The 19,246-nt window shown below is 55.9% G+C and carries 15 protein-coding genes; 10 read left to right on the plus strand and 5 right to left on the minus strand.

The window, feature by feature from the left end; genetic code table 11:
• Window positions 1-550: 550 nt before the first annotated feature.
• From J2S70_RS02075 to J2S70_RS02085, 3 genes are all read right to left on the minus strand, one after another.
• On the minus strand, window positions 551-787 hold the full coding sequence (locus J2S70_RS02075) for a hypothetical protein (RefSeq protein ID WP_307682089.1): 237 nt from the start codon (window positions 785-787) through the stop codon (window positions 551-553).
• 220 nt (window positions 788-1,007) lie between these two features.
• Window positions 1,008-2,060 carry a PDDEXK family nuclease gene (locus tag J2S70_RS02080; protein WP_307682090.1) on the minus strand — a complete coding sequence of 351 codons (1,053 nt, stop codon included), beginning with the start codon at window positions 2,058-2,060 and terminating at the stop codon, window positions 1,008-1,010.
• Window positions 2,061-2,621: 561 nt separating this feature from the next.
• On the minus strand, window positions 2,622-7,229 hold the full coding sequence (locus J2S70_RS02085) for an acyl-CoA dehydratase activase-related protein (RefSeq protein WP_307682091.1): 4,608 nt from the start codon (window positions 7,227-7,229) through the stop codon (window positions 2,622-2,624).
• A gap of 172 nt (window positions 7,230-7,401) precedes the next feature.
• Between J2S70_RS02085 and J2S70_RS02090 the strand changes: the two genes are divergently transcribed.
• From J2S70_RS02090 to J2S70_RS02100, 3 genes are all read left to right on the plus strand, one after another.
• Entirely contained in the window at window positions 7,402-8,034 is a 633-nt protein-coding gene (locus J2S70_RS02090; RefSeq protein ID WP_307682092.1) for a TetR/AcrR family transcriptional regulator, read from the plus strand.
• A gap of 12 nt (window positions 8,035-8,046) precedes the next feature.
• Window positions 8,047-8,493, plus strand: coding sequence for a GNAT family N-acetyltransferase (locus tag J2S70_RS02095; protein ID WP_307682093.1), 447 nt, complete (start codon window positions 8,047-8,049; stop codon window positions 8,491-8,493).
• A 118-nt stretch (window positions 8,494-8,611) separates the two neighbouring features.
• The gene (locus tag J2S70_RS02100; RefSeq protein ID WP_307682094.1) at window positions 8,612-9,040 is read left to right on the plus strand and encodes a GNAT family N-acetyltransferase; all 429 of its coding nucleotides are present in this window, start codon (window positions 8,612-8,614) and stop codon (window positions 9,038-9,040) included.
• Window positions 9,041-9,177: 137 nt separating this feature from the next.
• Here the strand turns inward: J2S70_RS02100 and J2S70_RS02105 are convergent, their stop codons facing one another.
• Complete coding sequence (locus J2S70_RS02105) at window positions 9,178-10,563, minus strand: class II fumarate hydratase (RefSeq protein ID WP_307682096.1); 1,386 nt, start codon at window positions 10,561-10,563, stop codon at window positions 9,178-9,180.
• Between the two features lie 249 nt (window positions 10,564-10,812).
• A complete protein-coding gene (locus tag J2S70_RS02110; RefSeq protein ID WP_307682097.1) occupies window positions 10,813-11,922 on the minus strand; it encodes a GuaB3 family IMP dehydrogenase-related protein in 1,110 nt (369 codons plus the stop codon).
• Window positions 11,923-12,015: 93 nt separating this feature from the next.
• Between J2S70_RS02110 and J2S70_RS02115 the strand changes: the two genes are divergently transcribed.
• The 7 genes from J2S70_RS02115 to J2S70_RS02145 all read left to right on the plus strand — a co-directional run bounded on the left by J2S70_RS02115 (window position 12,016) and on the right by J2S70_RS02145 (window position 19,246).
• A complete protein-coding gene (locus tag J2S70_RS02115; protein ID WP_307682098.1) occupies window positions 12,016-12,711 on the plus strand; it encodes an exonuclease domain-containing protein in 696 nt (231 codons plus the stop codon).
• A 41-nt stretch (window positions 12,712-12,752) separates the two neighbouring features.
• Window positions 12,753-13,709, plus strand: coding sequence for an extracellular solute-binding protein (locus tag J2S70_RS02120; protein WP_307682099.1), 957 nt, complete (start codon window positions 12,753-12,755; stop codon window positions 13,707-13,709).
• Window positions 13,710-13,764: 55 nt separating this feature from the next.
• Window positions 13,765-15,198, plus strand: coding sequence for a hypothetical protein (locus tag J2S70_RS02125; RefSeq protein WP_307682100.1), 1,434 nt, complete (start codon window positions 13,765-13,767; stop codon window positions 15,196-15,198).
• Window positions 15,185-16,231 (plus strand): ABC transporter ATP-binding protein, encoded by a 1,047-nt coding sequence (locus J2S70_RS02130; RefSeq protein WP_307682101.1) that lies wholly within the window; start codon window positions 15,185-15,187, stop codon window positions 16,229-16,231. The genes J2S70_RS02125 and J2S70_RS02130 overlap by 14 nt, the downstream gene beginning before the upstream one ends.
• Window positions 16,228-17,019 (plus strand): sensor histidine kinase, encoded by a 792-nt coding sequence (locus J2S70_RS02135; RefSeq protein ID WP_307682102.1) that lies wholly within the window; start codon window positions 16,228-16,230, stop codon window positions 17,017-17,019. Before J2S70_RS02130 ends, J2S70_RS02135 begins: the two co-directional genes overlap by 4 nt.
• Entirely contained in the window at window positions 17,016-17,726 is a 711-nt protein-coding gene (locus J2S70_RS02140) for a response regulator transcription factor (protein WP_307682103.1), read from the plus strand. The genes J2S70_RS02135 and J2S70_RS02140 overlap by 4 nt, the downstream gene beginning before the upstream one ends.
• Before the next feature lie 101 nt (window positions 17,727-17,827).
• Window positions 17,828-19,246: an MFS transporter gene (locus J2S70_RS02145; RefSeq protein ID WP_307682104.1), complete on the plus strand. Its 1,419-nt coding sequence runs from the start codon at window positions 17,828-17,830 to the stop codon at window positions 19,244-19,246.

Consider the following 19,246-nt stretch of genomic DNA (forward strand, 5'->3'; position numbering starts at 1 on the left):
GAGGCTTCATCCTTCGCACAGCACCACCAGACCAGTTTCGCCGCATCACTCTACTCACCGAGGGAGGTTCTTTTCGCCGCCGGAGGTCGATAAGCCAAGGAAGACCCGAAAAACACTGGCTTACGGATCCCCGCGAGGACTTACCAACCTCCGGAAACGTTATGGACCTCCGAGAATGCGATTAGCACCCGATTGGCTTATGACCACTTCTAAAAGTTGATCCCGTTTCACCTTTGCAGCCACTTTTCGATGAGGTTCGCACTGGTTTCGAAGATGTATTCCTTGTCGAAATCAATGGTGGCCACGTGATAGCTATTCCGTAATTCGTATTGGGCTAGATCCTGCACAGCAGTGCGCCTAGTTCCGCGAATTTATATTTGATTTCGTCGCTTCCCAAAGAAGGATTCACCAAAAATGCTCCGTCTATGTTTTCACGCTCGGCAAGCCGCACTGCGAGAGCACCACCCATAGATACTCCCGCTGAAAACACGTGGTCGCTTCGTTCGCGCAGCCAGTCATAGGCGCTTTCAATTGCGACATACCAGTCATGTCAAGGTGTTTTACTCATGTCTTGCCACGAGGTACCATGCCCCGGCAACACCGGCACCCCAACGCTCGCCCCTAGGGTGTGCCAATATTTTGCCCACGGCCGCATAACGGCGGGAGTCTGCCCGAATCCGTGTGCGAAAACGACGCCCGCGCCGTGCAACTTTCCCTCTTCGGTCTCCGCATAAAAACTTTGATTCTCTGGATCCGTAATGTCTACATCCCGGTGAGCCATATCCATGAGAATCAGCGAATAGCAACTCACCCGCTAGATAGTCGCTCACACAATAGCGGGGATTGGCTCACTTGGCAGTAGCGAGAGCAGCGAAAAATCCGAAAGCCACCGGAGACGCATCCCGCCACCGGAGGTCGGTAAGCCACGCACAATGCAAAAACCCGTGGCTTATGAACCTCCGCGGGGATTTATCAACCCCCGAAAACGTTATGGACCTCCGGTAATCTCACGACGCTTCCAAAATTCCACGAGTTCTCCTACTTGACGGCTTCCGCTGGGCCACAGTCGGAAAAACCTTTAGCCTTTCGCACCACTGAGCAAACCGCGCATCATTTCGGACGTCGTCCCACGTCATATGCAACACCCGGAAACCCAAAGCTTCGAGCTCAGCATCGCGATGCCGCTCCTCATGAAAGGCACCAATTACTCCACCGTCATGGAGTTCGTACTTTCCCTTGCCATCGGCTTCATAAATGAGCCGTTGCTGTGCGTCGAATCCGTCAGGACGCCGCTCGGACTGCCCAAATTTGATCCTGACTTGCGGTTCCGGGATCTCAAAACCACCGGAGTAAAACCTCCACCTCATCAGTGATTCGTGGGGAGATTCAACGCGGCCGTCAGCGACTTCATTCATCGACCAGAAATTTCGAATACCCGGTCGAGCTCCCTGCCTTTTGGCCACTTCCACGATTCGGGTTTTTGTTGTCAGTCCGTTGTGCAAAGCAAAATCCGCAGCGACGACGGCGGGTTCGGGGCCGTCCTCACATGCGAGATCGACAATCGTTTGCTCAAGACTAGTGACAATCACTCCCCCGAAATCGACGGCGTCGGGCTCCACCGAAGTACGCCTGGTTACGTGATTAACAGAACGCCCACCACAGTTTTTATTGGATGTTACGCGCCGCACCTTTTGCGGAATGTTTCGTATTCGCGGAAATCCCCAAACGAGCGCAGCAGACAAATCCGCGATAGCGGTTTGTGACTTCCATTGACTCAAGTACAAGATCTTATGGAAATGCATTCGTTCCTGCTCGACCCATTTTTTCAAATTTTCACGATCTGCGGGTTGTGCGAGGATTGCCGCATAACCTCGAGCGATTTTCTCGTAACCGCGAGTTTTCACATGTTTCCAAAAGTCTCGAGATCTTGCGAGAACCACTTGGCGGCCAGCGAGCTGTGCAGTGCGCCTATAAGACCAAAGCCGTTCTTTAGCCTGAGCTTCGAAGTGTGCACGCTGATGCTCCGCAAATTCTGGTTCCGCAGTTCGTATGATGCTCACTCTCCCGGAGCTCGTAGATGTTTGGGAACGAAAATCATAAGCAGGTTGTGACATGTTGCGATTTGATCAGAAAGCTAGAGTGCACATTCAGGGCTGCGGAGAATTTCGGCCAATTTTATGCATTTCACGGACTGTGGAGAAAACTTTGGGCGGCAAAGTAAGTTGCCGGAGGTGCTCGCCCGCGGAGATCCTCGCCACCGCCCGAGGCCCTTCTCGCCATCGGAGATCCCTCCCATCCCAAGAGGCCCATCCCGCCGCTGGAGATCCATCCCGCCGCTGGAGATCCATCCCGCCGCCGGAGATCGGAAAGCCAGGGAAAACCCGAAAATCGGTGGCTTATCGACCTCGTTGGGGATTTAGCGACCCCCGAAAACGTTGTGGATCCCCGGAAGCGCGATAGGCACCCGATTGGCTTAGGGATCTCCACGCGATTTAACGACCTCCAAGAGCGCGATCGACCGCCAAGAGCGCGATCGACTTCCTATAGCGGGGATTGGCTCACTTGGCAGTAGCGAGAGCAGCGAAAAATCCGAAAGCCACCGGGCTTAGCGGCCGCCGGGCTTAGCGGCCACCGGGCGGGGCGCCAACCCGGATCCGCGGCATTCCAAGACCAACCGGCACGGATTCCCCGGCGGCACCAGCACCGCCAATACCAACGCCACCAACGACGCCGGCATGGGCGCCACATCCACCAGGCCCGCCGCAGCCACAGCCACAGCCAGCGTTCATCTCAGCCGGATCCCATTCGCTCGGATCGCTCACAGCCAGATCAACATCGCCAGACAGGTCGAGCTTTTGCTCCCCCGCCTCGTGATTAATGAACGCCGTCGAGATCATGAGCTTGATGCGATTGAGCTGATTGACCTCGGAAGCGCCCGGATCGTAGTCGATCGCAACGATATTAGCCTCGGGATACTTCTGGCGAAGCGCCCGGAACATGCCCTTACCAACCACGTGATTGGGCAAGCACGCAAAAGGCTGAGCGCAAATAATATTGGGAGTGCCGTTTTCGATCATGTCCATCATGTCGGCGGTCAAATACCAGCCTTCGCCCGCCTGATTACCTAGCTGCGCGATCTCCTGCACCTTTTCGGCCAGCTCCTGGATCCGCGGCCCGGCCTCAAACCGCTCCGAGCGCGCGAGCGCCCTGCGATACGGCTTCTCATATTGCTGCAACACCCACAGCGCTAGATTCTGCAGCCGCCTACTCGTGTTCGAAATCGAGCCGAGCGTCTGATACTTCCAGTCGGCAGTCACCAGCGAGTTGTGGAAGAACTGCGCCAAGCTCGGCAGCTCGGCCTCGCACCCCTCACGCTCGATCACGCCAACCGCATCGTTATTCGCATCGGGGTGGTATTGCACTAAAATCTCACCCACCATGCCCACGCGCGGCTTGCGCGGAATATCCTGCAGCTCGACAGTGTCAAATTCGCGCGTAATCTCCTTAATCAACGCATGGAATCCGATCTTCCGCCCCAAAGTCGGCGAATACCCCCTGTACTCAAAGAACTCCCGGACGATCCGATCCCACTTCTCGTACAGCTCCACCACGTTGCCGTCGATCTGGTAGGGCCGCGTGCGCAGCACAACTTTTTGTAGCAGGTCACCCAGCGTGACCGACTGGATCGCCCTGTGCAGCATCGGCACGGTGAACTCGAAGCCCGGATTATCTTCCAGCCCCTGCGCAGACACCGCTATTACCGGAACCTGCGGATACCCCGCGTCGCGCAACCCCTTCCGCAACAGGCCCGCATAGTTCGTTGCGCGGCACATGCCACCCGTTTGAGTGATAGCCACGGCGGTCTTGTCCGGATCCGCCCGCCCTGCCAGAAACTCGTCCAACAGCTGCCCGATCACAACGATCGCCGGATAGCACGAATCGTTATTCACGTATTTCAGGCCGGTCTCAATGTTCGCCTTCGTCGTCTTTTCCAATAGCCGCACGTTATAGCCGCCGCGCCGCAGCACCGGCATGAGCAGGCGGAAGTGGATCGGCGCCATTTGCGGCACCAAAATCGTGTAGCCCTCTTCGCGCATTTCTTTGGTAAACGGCACTGGATCATAAATATGCCCGGCCTTGTATTCAATCTCCCCGGCGCGCCCCGGCGAAATCGCGTTCGTCCGGCGTCGCCCGTCCGCCTCGGCCTCGGAATCGAGGGACGCAGGATACGTCAAAACCTCCTCCGACTCCCGCTCGGCCCGCTCCTCCACCGCCGCCGCAAGCGAACGCAAGCGGATCCGCGCCGCACCCAAATTCGAAATCTCATCGATCTTCAGCGAGGTGTACACATCCCCGCGGCCTTCCAAAATCTCTTGCACCTGATCGGCGGTAATCGCATCCAAGCCACAACCGAACGAAACGAGCTGGACGAGCTGCATATCGTCGTCGTCACCGGCAGTGGCCGCCGCCTCGTAAAGCCGCGAGTGATAGGACCACTGGTCGCGTACGCGCAGCGGGCGTTCGAGTTTATTTTCGACGACGGCGTCCTCGGTCAGCACCGCCGCGCCAAGACCAACGATCAGCTCGGGAATGCCGTGGTTGATCTCCGGATCCAAATGATAGGGCCTGCCGGCAAGCACGATGCCTTTAATTTTGTTGTCCCGGATGTAATCCAGCGCTTCGCGGCCCTTCGCCTTGATCTCGGCCTGAACCGCGGCCATCTCCTCCCAGCCTGCGTCGCACGCCTCGCGGGCCTCATCCTCGGTGACGCCCCAGTCGGCGAAAGTCTCAGCAATCCGCCGCGGTAGAATCTCGCGATTCTTCAAGGAAAGGAACGGCGCGATAAACGTGGCTTTTTCCTCCGCCAGCCGCTCCATATTGTTCCGGATCACTTCGGGGTAGGTGGCGACGATCGGGCAGTTGAAGTTGTTATCCTGACCGCTGGTCGTATCCTCGGAATAGGACACGCACGGGTAGAAGATCGTCGTGATCCCCTTGTCGAGCAGGGATTCGATGTGCCCGTGGGCGAGCTTTGCCGGGTAGCACACGTTCTCCGAGGGAATCGACTCCATGCCGTCCTCAAACAGCTCGTGGTTGGAGCGCCCCGAGATCATCACCCGGAACTTCAGCTTGGTCAGCACCGTGAACCAGAACGGGTAGTCCTCGTACATGTTGAGCACGCGCGGAATGCCGATATCGCCGCGCGTCGCATCCTTTTCGCGCAGGCGCCGGTAACCGAAAATTCGCTTGTACTTCCACTCGTACATGTTCGGAATCGGTGATTTCGCGGGCACACGCTCAAGCGAGGCACCGCGCTCACACCGATTTCCGGACACGTGACGCTCGCCCGTCGAGAACGTCGAAATCGTCATATTGCAGTGGTTTTGGCACAGGCGGCAGGTTTTGAGCTCGGTTTCTACCGTGAGGCCTTCGAGTTCGTCCACCGTGAGCAACGACGACGGCCGTTCCGGATCCGCCTCCTCCGGCTTGTAATGCCGTTTGGCCGTGAGCGCCGCACCGAACGCGCCCATGAGTCCAGCGATATTCGGGCGCACGACCTCCCGCCCGGTCTGCAGCTCGAATGCGCGCAGCACGGAGTCGTTCAGAAACGTTCCGCCTTGGACCACCGGGTGATCCCCCAGCTCATCCGCATCTTTGAGTTTGATGACCTTATACAGAGCGTTACGCACCACGGAATATGCTAGACCCGCCGAAATATCGGCCACATCCGCGCCTTCCTTTTGCGCCTGCTTGACCGAGGAGTTCATAAACACCGTGCAGCGCGTGCCAAGATCCACGGGCGCAGTCGATTCGGTGGCGGCCTTCGCGAACGTGTAGATATCCGTGTTCATTCCCGCCGCGAAGGTTTGGAGGAAGGACCCGCACCCAGAGGAGCACGCTTCGTTCACGGAGATCGAATCGACCACCCCGTTTTTGATCTTCAGGTACTTCATGTCCTGGCCGCCGATGTCGATCACGGAGGTGACGCCGGGCTGCAGGAATTCTGCCGCCCGAAAGTGCGCCATCGTTTCGATTTCCCCTTCGTCCACCCCGATCGCAGACTGCACGATCCCCTCGCCGTATCCCGTTGAGCACGAGCGAACGATGCGCGCACCTTCGGGCAGGTCGTTTTGGAGGCGTTTTACAATCTCGACGGCGGCCGCCACCGGATCGCCCTCGTTCGAGGCGTAGTGGGTGAACACGATGCGGTCGTCTTCGTCGATGAGCACGGCCTTGATCGTGGTCGATCCGGCGTCGATCCCGAGGAAGCAGTCGCCGCGTGCCTGCGATGTTGGACGTTCTTCAACCGCGTTCTTGGCGTGCCGCTCGTAGAAGGCAGCCCGCTCGTCGTCGTTGGCAAAAAGCGGGCGCAGGCGGTTCGTCGTGGCGTCAACGGAACCCGCCTCGCGCAAGACGGTTGCCATCGTGTCGAGTTCCTTAACGTTGGCCTCGTCGGCGAGCATGGCCGCGCCAATTGCCACGTAAAGCTGGGCGCGCTCGGGCGTAACATAGGATTCGACCTTGTCGAGGATACGCTCGTAGGCGGCACGCAATTCGGGAAGGAAGTGGAGTGGGCCGCCGAGGAACATGACGTTGCCGCGGATCGGCCGGCCATTCGCCAATCCGGCAACCGTTTGAAGCGCAACAGATTGAAAAATCGAAGCCGCAATATCTTCGTGTGCAGCGCCCTGATTGAGCAAGGGCTGGACGTCCGTCTTCGCAAACACGCCACAGCGGGAAGCGATCGGATAAATGGTCTCGTAATCTTTGGCGAGTTCGTTCAAACCCGCCGCGTCGGTGTTCAACAAAGAAGCCATCTGGTCAATGAACGCGCCCGTTCCTCCCGCGCATGTGCCGTTCATACGCTGTTCTGGCGTGGGTTTGAGGTAGGTGAGCTTGGCGTCTTCGCCGCCGAGTTCAATAATGACGTCGGTGTCCGGGTAGGCTCTGCGCGTGGCCTCGGTTTCCGCGATCACTTCCTGCACGAACGGGATATCGAGGACCTCGGAAACACCCATGCCACCCGATCCTGTAACGGCCGCATTAACGTTGATTCCCGGATGTTCGAAAGCGATGTCATCAAGCAGCTTGGCCAACTCGGCGCGCACGTCGGCGTGATGGCGGCGGTAGTCTTCGAACACGACGTCGCTGCCGTCAAGCAATACCGCCTTGACAGTTGTTGAACCGACATCAATTCCCAAGCGAAAATTACTCATTCGAACCCTCATTCACGTGCGGGCGTGACGATCCCGTACACTGAAAACCGTAACGAAACGGCAAATCAATTTCAATGGCGCTGAAATTAGTAAATTCCACTGGCGAAACCGTGGAAATAGCAGGGAAAAATCGACTCGACTTTAGTCCCAATCTTTCCACGCCGTTGAAATTGGAGAGGAAAGAATGCAGGCTCCCAACACAAAGAGCCACGAAACACGCGGCCCCGCTGGCCGCCGCGGCGAAGTGCGCCAACGTTTGCTCGACGCCGGCAAGGATCTATTTTCACGCAAAGAATTTTCCGCCGTCACACTTCGCGATATCGCAGCACAAGCAGACTGCGACGCCGGCCTGATCAACTACTACTTCGGCAGTAAATCTGGCCTTTTCCGCGAAGCGATGTCCCTACCCTACGATCCGGTGGAAGTTATCCATGAAGCGTTTGGGAACGGCCGGCCCGGCGTCGGCGAGCGAGTATGCCTAGCTGTCATGCAACTGTGGGAAGAATCGACGGTCGAAACCAACATAAAAATTTACGGCTCGTCAATCCTCTCGCGTGAGGACACCTACGCCATGTTTTCCACCTGGGTCGAAGAGGAAATGTTGCGCCCCATGGCCGAGGCTCTTCCCGTTACCAATGCAATGCTCCGCGTTCAACTCGCGTTCGGACAAATACTTGGCCTGTGTTCGGCCCGCTATATTTTCGCTCGCGAACCGCTCGCCTCACTCCCTCGTGAGCAGGTGGCGCGAATTTACGGGCCCCTCGTCGACGCCGTCGTATTCGGTAAACTTCCAACTAATAAGCACGTCAAAGAATAGAACTAGGAAGCCATGCCAGTTGAAAGAGTAACTCGCGCCACCCCCGAACTCGTGGACGCCTTCAACCGCCTCATCCCACAGCTTTCGTCCACCGCCCCGGAGATGACGCTCGAGCGTCTAGAGGAATTCCTCAGCCTATATTCAACGAACCAATTCATTTTTCGCGGTGCCGACGGCGACATCCTTGGCCTAGCCATGCTCGTATGCTTTGAGATTCCGACCGGCAGGCGCGGGCGCGTTGAAGATGTGATCGTCGACGAATCCGCACGCGGCCAAGGCGCTGGACGCGCGTTGATTTACGCCGTCGTCGAACGCGCAAAAGAACTCGGCGTAAAATCGCTCGAACTCCAGTCTCACCCGACTCGCGAACCGGCGAACGCACTCTATCGCGGAACAGGGTTTTACGTACGTGAAATTAATTTGTACCGGCACGAAGACATCGGCCAAATTAAGCGGTAGTCACGCCGCTTTTCGCCGTAGACTAAGACTTGGCTGTTACAAGACGCGGCTGCGACAGGGCACGACTGCGCGGTGTAGCAACGACACAGGGCGCAGCAGTGATATAGAGAGGATCGACATGATCGAACTTGCCAGCTCGGCAACCCCAGACCTAGAAGAGGCATTCGCACGGCTCATTCCCCAGCTGTCCTCAAACTCGGCTCCGATGGACATCGAGCAGATCGAAGAATACCTCGCTCAACAGGCGATCGACCTCATTCTTTTCCGTGACGAGGGCGAAATCCAAGGCATGCTCACACTCGTTACCTTCACGATCCCGACGGGAACGCGCGCGTGGATCGAGGACGTCGTCGTTGATAATGCCGCGCGCGGCAAAGGTGCGGGCATGCAACTTGTGGAAGCCGCTATCGAACTTGCTCACTCACGCGGGGCGCATACCGTAGACCTCACCTCGCGCCCCTCGCGCGAGGCGGCAAACCGCCTATATCAGCGGGCGGGCTTCGAGAAACGCGAAACTAACGTGTATCGCCACGCTGCAGAAAGGTAAGCCTGCACCGTAGTTCCCCCCTCGAGCTACCCCAGCCCGCAAACGCGAGGACTCTTGGCCAAACGCGAGAGGAATTACCCCTCGCCGATGACCAAAAGTCCTCGCGCATGAGTGATCGAAAGTATCCAGCAGGCGGTTTAGTAATCGCCTACCATGGTCGTGACATCAAGAGCCGCGTTCAGCGTCTCCTCATCAATTTCGCCGCGCTCCACGAACCCAAGATCGATGGCAGCTTCCTTGACCGTCATGTTTTCGGCCACCGAATGCTTCGCGATCTTAGCGGCATTCTCATAGCCGATATGGCGGTTGAGCGGCGTCACGATCGACGGCGAAGACTCGGCAAGCTCAAGCGCACGCTCGCGGTTAACCTCGAGGCCATCGACAGTCTTCGTTGCCAGCACCTCACACATATTGCCGAGAATATTGATCGACTCAAGCAGATTCTGAGCCATCACCGGAAGTGTCACCAAAAGGTCAAAATTGCCCTGCGTGCCCGCAAAGGCAATCGCCGCGTCATTACCGATCACTTGAGAGGCCACCATGATCGTTGCCTCCGGAACCACCGGGTTCACCTTGCCTGGCATGATCGACGAACCTGGCTGGAGGTCGGGCAGGTGAAGCTCGCCAATCCCCGCGCGCGGGCCCGAGCCCATCCAGCGCAAATCGTTAGCAATCTTCACGAGCGAAACGGCCACCACGCGTAGGGCTCCCGACGTCTCCACCAAAGAATCTTGAGCAGCCTGCGCTTCGAAATGATTCGCGGCTTCCACGAACGGCAAGCCGGTGTTTTCGGCGATCAGCTCGATCACACGCTGTGAGAAGCCTTCGGGGGTGTTAATGCCAGTGCCCACTGCCGTGCCGCCAAGCGGAAGCTCCGCGAGGCGCTTTTCCGTGTCTTTCACACGCTCGATCCCGTAGCGGATCTGCTGCGCGTATCCGGAGAACTCCTGGCCGAAGGTAATCGGCGTTGCATCCATGAGATGCGTGCGCCCAGCCTTGACGACGTCTTTCCACTCCTGCGCCTTCGCCTCAAGGGAGGCAAGGAGCGTTTCCATCTTCGGATAAAGGGAGTCACGCAACGCTGCAAGTGCCGCAATGTGGATCGACGACGGGAAGACGTCATTGGAGGACTGCGAGGCATTCACGTGATCGTTGGGATGAATGTCGAGATCATCGGTTGAGGCGAGGGTTGCGATCACTTCGTTGGTGTTCATGTTTGACGACGTGCCCGAGCCGGTTTGGAAAATATCAATGGGGAAGTGATCGTCGTGCTTTCCGGCGATCACTTCCTCGGCTGCCGCCACGATCGCGTCTTTGCGAGCGCCATCGATCACGCCGAGTTCGTTATTGGCAATCGCCGCTGCACGTTTGATTTGGCCAAGTGCGTGGATGTGCGGAGGTTCGAGCCTCTTGCCTGAAATCGGGAAGTTCTCCACTGCGCGCTGGGTTTGTGCGCGGTACAGCGCGTCCTTGGGGACTTTCACTTCGCCCATCGTGTCGTGCTCAATGCGGTACTCGGTCATAACTCTCCTTCGAGAAAATATCGATTACTGGGTTGTCACAGAGCTATTTTCCCACTTTTGCCGGGGTTAATGAAGGAGTTACGCCGCAGGCAAGAGAAAACGGTTAGCAACTTCGGGGATCGATCACACCCACGGACGTCGATGACACTCGCCCGAGGTCGATAAACCAAGAAATTTGAGATTTTTCGCGGCCTATGGACCTCCCGCGGCAAGAGGGACCTCCGACGGTGGCAGCAACCCTGCCCGCCCCTACATACCGACGGAAACGAGCACTCGCTGGAATTCCTTCAGATCGGAATAGCCCGTCATCGCCATGGCGTGCCGAAGCGCTCCGGTAAAGTTCGTCAGGCCGTCAGCGCTGTTCGACGGGCCGTTAATGATCGTCTCCAAGCTCGCTACCGTGCCAACTTCCACGCGTTCACCGCGCGGCAGATCCTTGTGGTAAACCTCGGCGCCCCAGTGATATCCGCGCCCGGGCGCTTCACTTGAGCGAGCCAATGCCGTGCCAAGCATGACGCCATCGGCACCGCAAGCAATCGCCTTGACCAGATCGCCGGAGGTCGACACCTGCCCGTCCGCAATCACGTGTACGTACCGCCCGCCCGTTTCGTCCATGTATTCGCGCCGGGCAGCCGCCACGTCCGCAACAGTGGTAGCCATTGGTACAGCAACGCCGACAGTGCGGCGGTTCGCCGTCGTCGCTCCCCCACCAAAACCCGCAAGCACGCCAGCCGCGCCGGTACGCATCAGGTGCAGTGCAGCGGTATACGAAGCCGCACCTCCGACGACCACGGGCACATCCAGCTCGTAAATGAACCGTTTCAGGTTGAGCGGCTCGCGATTGGAGGACACGTGCTCGGCCGAAACCGTCGTGCCGCGGATGACAAACAAATCAACGCCCGCGTTCACCACCGTCCGCCAATGTTCCTGCGTTCGCTGGGGCGAAAGCGCGCCGGCCACAATCTGCCCCGATTCCCGGATCTCGTTCAGCCGCTCCTGAATCAGCTCCGACTTGATCGGCTCCCGGTAGAGCTTTTGCATCAGCGCCGTCGCCGACTCGGCGGGTTCGCGGGCAATCTGCTCGAAAATCGGGGTGGGATCTTCGTAGCGGGTCCACACGCCTTCGAGGTCGAGCACGCCCACGCCGCCCAACTCGCCCATCTTGATTGCCGTCCACGGGGAGGTTACCGAATCCATTGGCGCCGCCATAATTGGGATGTCGAGCAACGAGGCATCAAATTGCCAAGAAATCGACACATCCGCGGCATCACGGGTTCTTCGCGAAGGCACCACCGAAATATCGTCGAAAGAATAGCCGACCCGTGCGCGTTTACCGCGTCCAATCTCCGTTTCACTCATGTCCCCTATCCTATCGATTCAGACTCTCACCTGCGTGGGACTCGGCGTTTGTCGGAGCACCGCCCTAGACTTGAGCCATTCACCCAAGGAGACATGATGTGGACCAACCTCCCCCGCGCGGGATTCGACACCGAAACAACCGGCGTCAGCGTAACGAACGATCGCATTGTGACGGCCGCGATCATTATTCACGACGGTGAGCACGAGGAGCGCTATACGTGGCTTGCCGACCCGGGCATTGAGATTCCCGCTGCCGCCACCGCGATTCACGGCATCACCACCGAGAGGGTGCGGAAAGAGGGGCGGCCAAGCACCGATGTGCTCGCCGAGGTTGCCGAAATTCTGGAACGGCACATGGCGAACGGCAATCCCGTGGTTGCCTACAATGCTTCCTACGATTTCACCCTGCTTGAAAATGAACTGGCCCGGCATGGCCTGCCAACGCTCGCGCAACGGCTCGGAGGCCGGGTGCACCCCGTCGTCGACCCGTACTATCTTGACCGGCACGTGGATCGCTACCGCAAAGGCAAGCGCACACTCGAATACTTGGCGGCCCACTATGGGGTGCCAGCCGATGAGAATTTCCACGATGCCGAGGGCGACGTTTTAATGACCTTACGCGTGCTCGATACGATTTTGGCCAAATATCCCGAACTTGGCCAGACACCGCTTGATGTGATTGAAAATGATCAACGGGCCGCCTATGAAGAATTCACGGACTTCATATCACGGCGCTATCCTCGCCGGACTGGGGAGCCGCGCGGTTGGCCGGTGTCCCTCATGTCATGAGGATAACTAGTTCGAGGTGGGGGCGCCGATTTTTATTCAAAATGACCGCCGCATTCGGCGTAGCTATCCTTACCGCAATCGTATTCTTTGCGATCTTTGCTCGTAGTCCAGACTTGACTGTTCTGTGTTCGAATAACCGCGAATCGTGCATCGCGGTAGTTGAGGACTTTAACCAATCACGAGGGTATCGCGTCAAACTTCTGCGTGTTTCGACATCACAGGCTTTAGACCGCCTTCGAGGGGGGACGCAAGAGTTTGACGTCTGGATTGGAGGGCCAACGAGCGCATACGCGACCGCCGAAAGGGAAGGGTTTCTTGAACCTAGCGGGTTGGAGGTTAAAACACGGAGTGCTTCGATGACATCCGGCGCGTGGTTCGAAATTTACGGCGGAATTCTCTCCCTGTGTGTTGCGGATGGTATTGAGATCGACTCATGGGACGAACTAACGAATCCCGATTTCCGAATCGTCGCTCCCAGTCCCCTAACTTCCGGCACAGCAGGAACTTTTCTTTCTTTCCAACATCTTCGGCTAGGAAATAACGTAACACCGTACTTGCGCCAACTACATACAAATCTTGTAACTTATACCGATTCTGGCATTGCACCAGCCCACATTGTTGCGATCGGGCATGCGGACGTGGGAATAACCTTCGCTCCTTACTGCGAAAGGCTGCGTGCTGATGGAGCTAAAGTGCACACCGTCTTTCCAAAGGAGGGCACTGACTATGAAGTTGGCGGAGCCGCTCTTCTTCACGGCGCACGAAACCGCGAAATTGGAATCGAGTTCCTCGAATATGTCACGAGCGAAGAAGGGCAGCGCATTGGCGCACGTGCTGGACATCAAGTTCCTATTATTTCAAGCGAAGGCCACACTCTAGACGATCAATTATCCGAGCTAGAGGTGCCGCTTCTCCGCACCGATCCACGGCTACTCGCAGAAATTCTCCCGGGTCTGGTCGATGCGTGGAGACGGGAGGTTTACCATGCCCGCTCTTAGGCTGACAAAAACTCCTAGATCCTTGTGTTTTCTGACGATTCTTACAATTCCGAGCATGGTCCTTCTTGTCGATGAGATTATTTTGCGCACTTTCGTCAAGTCGTTGCTGGTAACGTTACCGATTGCATTTTGCTGCACGTTAATCGCGTTTCCACTTACAATTTTTGGCCGAGTATTTCACAAGAAAATAGCCACCATCCTTATTTTTTCTTCAGTCGCTTTCCTTTTGCTACCAGCTCCGGCAATCACGCTTATTCTCTTCAACTGGATCGCACCTTATTCATTCGATGCTTACGTGAGCACTGTGGCATTCGCATGCTTCCCAATAGCATTCGTTACTCAATACATCGTGTTTAACGTGTCTGCTCACCAACTTGTGGCTGCCAGCCAAACGCATCATTCCATAGTTCATTCCCTAACGAAGCTCTATCCAGACCAACTGCGTAGAGCGCTTGTCGCACCCACAATTTCAACGGGTGTTCTCATCACATTCGATCCGGGTATAGCAATGACTACGGGAACGACACAACCAGCATTTGGCCGGGCAGTTCTCGACTCACTTTCCTATTACGCCCCGCTACACGAACGAACAAACATTCTCATTCTGAGTGCGTTTGCGAGCCTGTGGATGGTCACGGCACACGCACGCCATGCGTCTAGTGGACTGCACGGTTTCGGCGCACGACCGAGAATGAAGCGCTGGCGCATCGTTCCGCGGCCTGAGTTTGCTGCACTTTGTTACATACTCTCAGCAGTTATTCTTGCTCTTTACTTCCTCGTATCTGGCCATTTGTTTGGCAGGGCCCTTCCACTATTTCCACATTCAGCGCACGCTCCGCTCGTAGTCACGTTACTTTCCTCGCTCTTCATCATCACCGTCAGCCTTTTGCTCGCGAGCATAGTTGCCACATGGAGCTACTGGTTTAAAGTTAAACACCGTCCGGCCCTCATCTGGCTGCACATGTGGCTAGCAGGGATCGGTCTTACCTGCGGCGGACTCGTCGTAGATTCTGTGTCTCGGACATTAGGACGCTTTGGACTGCCGCCTCTCTCGGGTGGCGCGGGAGTCGCAGGCGGCGCGATAGCCATAGTTCTCAGTCAGTTCTTAGTCGCTTACCCCGTTCTTTTTCTGCTGATTACCTATTTGCTGAGGCGCAACGCCCCAATCATCGCCAGCGCATACGACGCTGGCGCCAGTCGAGCTAGGGTATTCTTTTCTCTGTTTTCACACATCTCACGCTCACACTGGCTAATAGCCTGGGCTACGCTCGTTGCCTTCTTCATGACTCACGCCGCGCCGATCATTTTCGTCAGCTCACCCATTTGGCCGCAGCTGGGGCCGACCATCGCATTGGCAGCAAGTCAGGGAGCTATCGATAGACTGATCACGTTTTCCATGACTGGTTTCATCACCAGCACCTCATTTATTGGCTTATCAGCATTCGCGTTCACGCGCCTGACCAAAGGGGGATACGATGCCCGGGCTTGAGGTCACCAACCTACAAGTTTCAAACCGTTTCTCGGGCACTTTCACCGTTGAGCCAGGGCAGATACTTGCCGTCGTCGGGCCTTCAGGAAGTGGAAAAACTACGCTTGTTGAGGCGATTGCGGGGCTTGTCCCAGCATCCGGTTCGATAGCGTGGCAAGGCAAGGAAATCTCGAAATGTGCGCCGCAGAACCGGCCCACCGCTCTCGTCGCACAAACACCCGTCGTTTTCCCTGCTTTAACGGTTGCGGAAAACGTAGGATTTGCGCTTGATAACGCCAACATGTCAGAAGATATTCGCGTTTCACGTATTGACATCGCCCTTGCTGAAATGCGAATTACGGGAATCGCAGATCGACAACCTCATACTCTTTCCGGAGGTCAGGCACAGCGCACTGCTCTTGCGCGCACACTCGTACAAAGGCCAAGGATTCTTTTACTCGATGAACCTCTTGCGCATGTCGATTCCCATCTACGTATCGATCTTCAAGAAGTGTTGATCAACTATACGCGCGAACTTGGTGCCGCAACCATATACGTGACACACGATGTTGACGAAGCTTTTCACGTTGCAGATCGCATCGCGATCATCCATCATGGAAGCATTCTGCAAACGTCTGATCCAAGAGAGGTATATGAGCGACCCTCATGCCGCCACGTCGCACACATTCTCGGTATCTCAAATATTTTTAGTTGCTTTGTCACTTCAAGTTCGCTAGGTGAGTGCCGTGCGCAGATTGGTAACGTAGAGCTGAGCGCACGAGGTGATGTCAGCCGCGGCGAGGCACTGCTCTCATTTCCGGCCGAGTCCATTCGTTTCTCGGATCACGGGCTTATCCATGGGAAAGTTATGCGAAGCGTTTTCGTTCGATCGCACCTGTGGCATGACATTGAAACAAGCTTTGGGACTGTTCACGCGAGCACACCGACCACAGCACACATCCACCGAGGCGATCATGTTCATTTTGATATTGACTCACCGTGGATCATACCTAACGACGATTGCAACCCGCACAACCTTTCGAGAAGAAAATGACAGTACTGATAACATTTCTTGTTCTTCTGAGCGTTGGTTTGGCTACCACATGTACATACTTATTTTTTCAAACACGCACCCGACCAGACGTGGATGCCACGATCTCAGAAGACACGAAACTACCCGCAGTGATTTCACATGAATTACGAACCCCGCTCACGCTTATTCGAGGCGCTGCAGAGCTACTCGCAGAGGGCACACCCGGAACGTTGACCGACCTTCAGCAAGAGTTCGTAGGCACGATCCTTGACAACAGTCAGCTGGCTATCGATATTGCCGAAAACTTAGTGTCGAATATGCGATTATCGATATCTCAGCCAATTTTCACTCGAGTGGATGTTCGCCAAACAATAGCGCGAGCCGTCCGTGACATGCGTAGGTTCTCACCCGCTACTATTGAGGTTGACGCTCCGGGAGGACTACTGCCCATTTACGCTGATTCACAGCTTATCCACCAGCTAGTGTGGAACCTCGTCAACAATTCAGTTCGGCATGCGGGGCAAAATGCACTCATTCGCGTACGAGTCGCAAATGGCGAAAACGGCGGTCTCCACCTTCGAATTTCGGACAATGGCAGGGGAATGACTCCCGAAGAGCTCAAAAACCTTTTCGTCCCTTTCGTGTCGGGAACAGGAAGACGCCCCGGAGCTGGCATCGGAATGATGATTTGTCAAAAGATAGTCGAAGCGCACTCCGGGAAAATCATCGTAGATTCTGAGCCTGGCCGCGGCACCACTTTTCATGTCGCGCTGCCTCCACAACCGAAATTGTTAGACTTTCAGGCATGACAAAGCCTCTCGTCCTCGTCGTCGACGACGAAAAGCAAATGCTCTCGATAGTCACCTTTGCACTTAGCACTCAGGGATTCGACACTCGGACTGCTACGGATGTGGCAGGCGCGTGGAATCTTTTGACGACGACGGTTTTCGACCTCATCGTGCTCGATATCATGCTGCCGCACGGTTCGGGTTTAGACCTAACTAGACGAATACGAGCAAACGGCATGACTACACCGATCATTTTACTCACCGCTCTTGATGCGGAACACAACCGAATTGCGGGACTTGAAGCGGGGGCCGACGACTATCTGGCAAAGCCATTCTCACCTCGCGAGCTCGCACTTCGAGCCGAAGCCATATATCGCCGCACATCTGCAATCGAACCGCCAAAGGACTGCTTTGGTCCTCTCACAGCTTCACGCACAGGGATTTACACCGAATCCACTCTGCTAACGCTTAGCGCAACAGAGGCCCGCTTACTCAGGCGCCTCATTCGATACGCGCCGGAATCGGTTTCACACGTCCAATTACTCAATGAAGTATGGGAGACCACTGATCGGTCGGGGGCATCCGACATGATCAAGAGTACGGTTTACCGCCTTAGACGCAGACTTAGACAACAAGGAGTCAAGCAGGTGTCAATTGTCACCGTGCCAGGCGGGTATCAACTTGTCGAAAGCTCCCCGTCCATCAACTCTAATATTCCCACTCGGTAACAGAGCTGCCACCAACTGTTACTGCACAGAAAGATTTTGTTACTACGGCCACAGAACAATAGAAGCACAGATGAACAATGTTGTTTGAATGGAGGACTTCTATGTCACGCGCCGAGAGCACATCGGCACAGGAAAGCCGAAGTAAGTGGGGAATTTTAGCAGCCCCGTCACCGGCACCACGCCTTCCGAAAGAAAAGATCGATTCAACTTTTCGTAAGTACCGAGCTAGTTCATTCCTTGGAATTTTCATCGGGTATGCCGGATTCTATTTGATCCGTAATAACGTATCGCTAGTTTCTGGAATACTCAAAGAATACGACATTATGAATACCGTTGGGATCGGCATCGTTGCCAATGCCGTTCTCTTTTCCTATGGCTTATCAAAGTTCTTTATGGCCATGCTTTCCGACCGGGCAAACGCGAGATTCTTTTTACCCATCGGCCTTGCACTATCGGGCCTCATCAACATTCTCATAGGCATAGTGCCAGCATTGACAGCAACCGTTGGAATTTTCGCAACCGTCATGTTCATTAACGGCTGGGTACAAGGTATGGGCTGGCCACCTTCAGGCCGCACGCTCGTGCAATGGTTCTCCACTAACGAACGTGGAAGTATGACGGCAATTTGGAACACCGCTCACAATGTGGGTGGTGCTGGCGTCGGTGCAGCTGCGGCATTTGCCCTTCATCACTGGGCCAGCTCGCCCGCCGATTGGACACCAGCTTTTTGGTTCCCTGGCGCAATAGCAATCGTGGTCGCACTTATTGCCTTCCTGCTCATGCGAGACAATCCAGAAGCCATGGGCTTACCACCTGTGGAAGAATGGCGCAATGATCCCGCAAAGGTAGAGGGGACTGCCGAAGAAGCACAAGGTTCTTGGTGGCACATTGTTCGCAGGTATGTGCTGACGAATCCTGTGATCATTTTGCTGGCAGTTGCCAACGTCTTCGTGTATACGCTCAGATATGGCGTACTCAACTGGATCCCGGTCTACCTCACGGACGAAGTCGGCGCCGCGAACATCACTTCAGGCCTTGCTGGCTTCGCAATCTACGAACTTGCAGGAATTATTGGCACCCTTCTTTGCGGCTGGGTTTCTGACAAGATCTTTAAGGGATGGCGTTCGGGCGCTGGAATTCTCTTCCTCGTTCTGACAGGTATTTCGATCATCGCATACTGGCAGCTACCCCAAGACGCACCAATTTGGATGTACTACGTCCTGATTGCGATGATCGGCGGACTCATCTATGGGCCGGTTATGCTGATCGGCCTTCAGGCCATAGATCTCTCTCCTAAATTTGTTGCCGGAACAGCTGCCGGGTTTACCGGACTATTCGGTTACCTTCTTGGAGCAAGCCTCGCCTCAACCGGCGTTGGCGTTCTCATTCACAAATTCGGTTGGGATATTACTTACATGTTCCTTGCTGGAGTCGTAGTTCTCGCGATTGTGCTCATGGTAATCGTCGGGCGCTACGAACGTCGCCTTATGGACGAACACACACGGCGCACGCAAGCCTAG

Origin of the sequence: Trueperella bonasi, from assembly GCF_030811535.1 — a bacterium.
Taxonomy (GTDB): Bacteria; Actinomycetota; Actinomycetes; order Actinomycetales; family Actinomycetaceae; genus Trueperella; species Trueperella bonasi.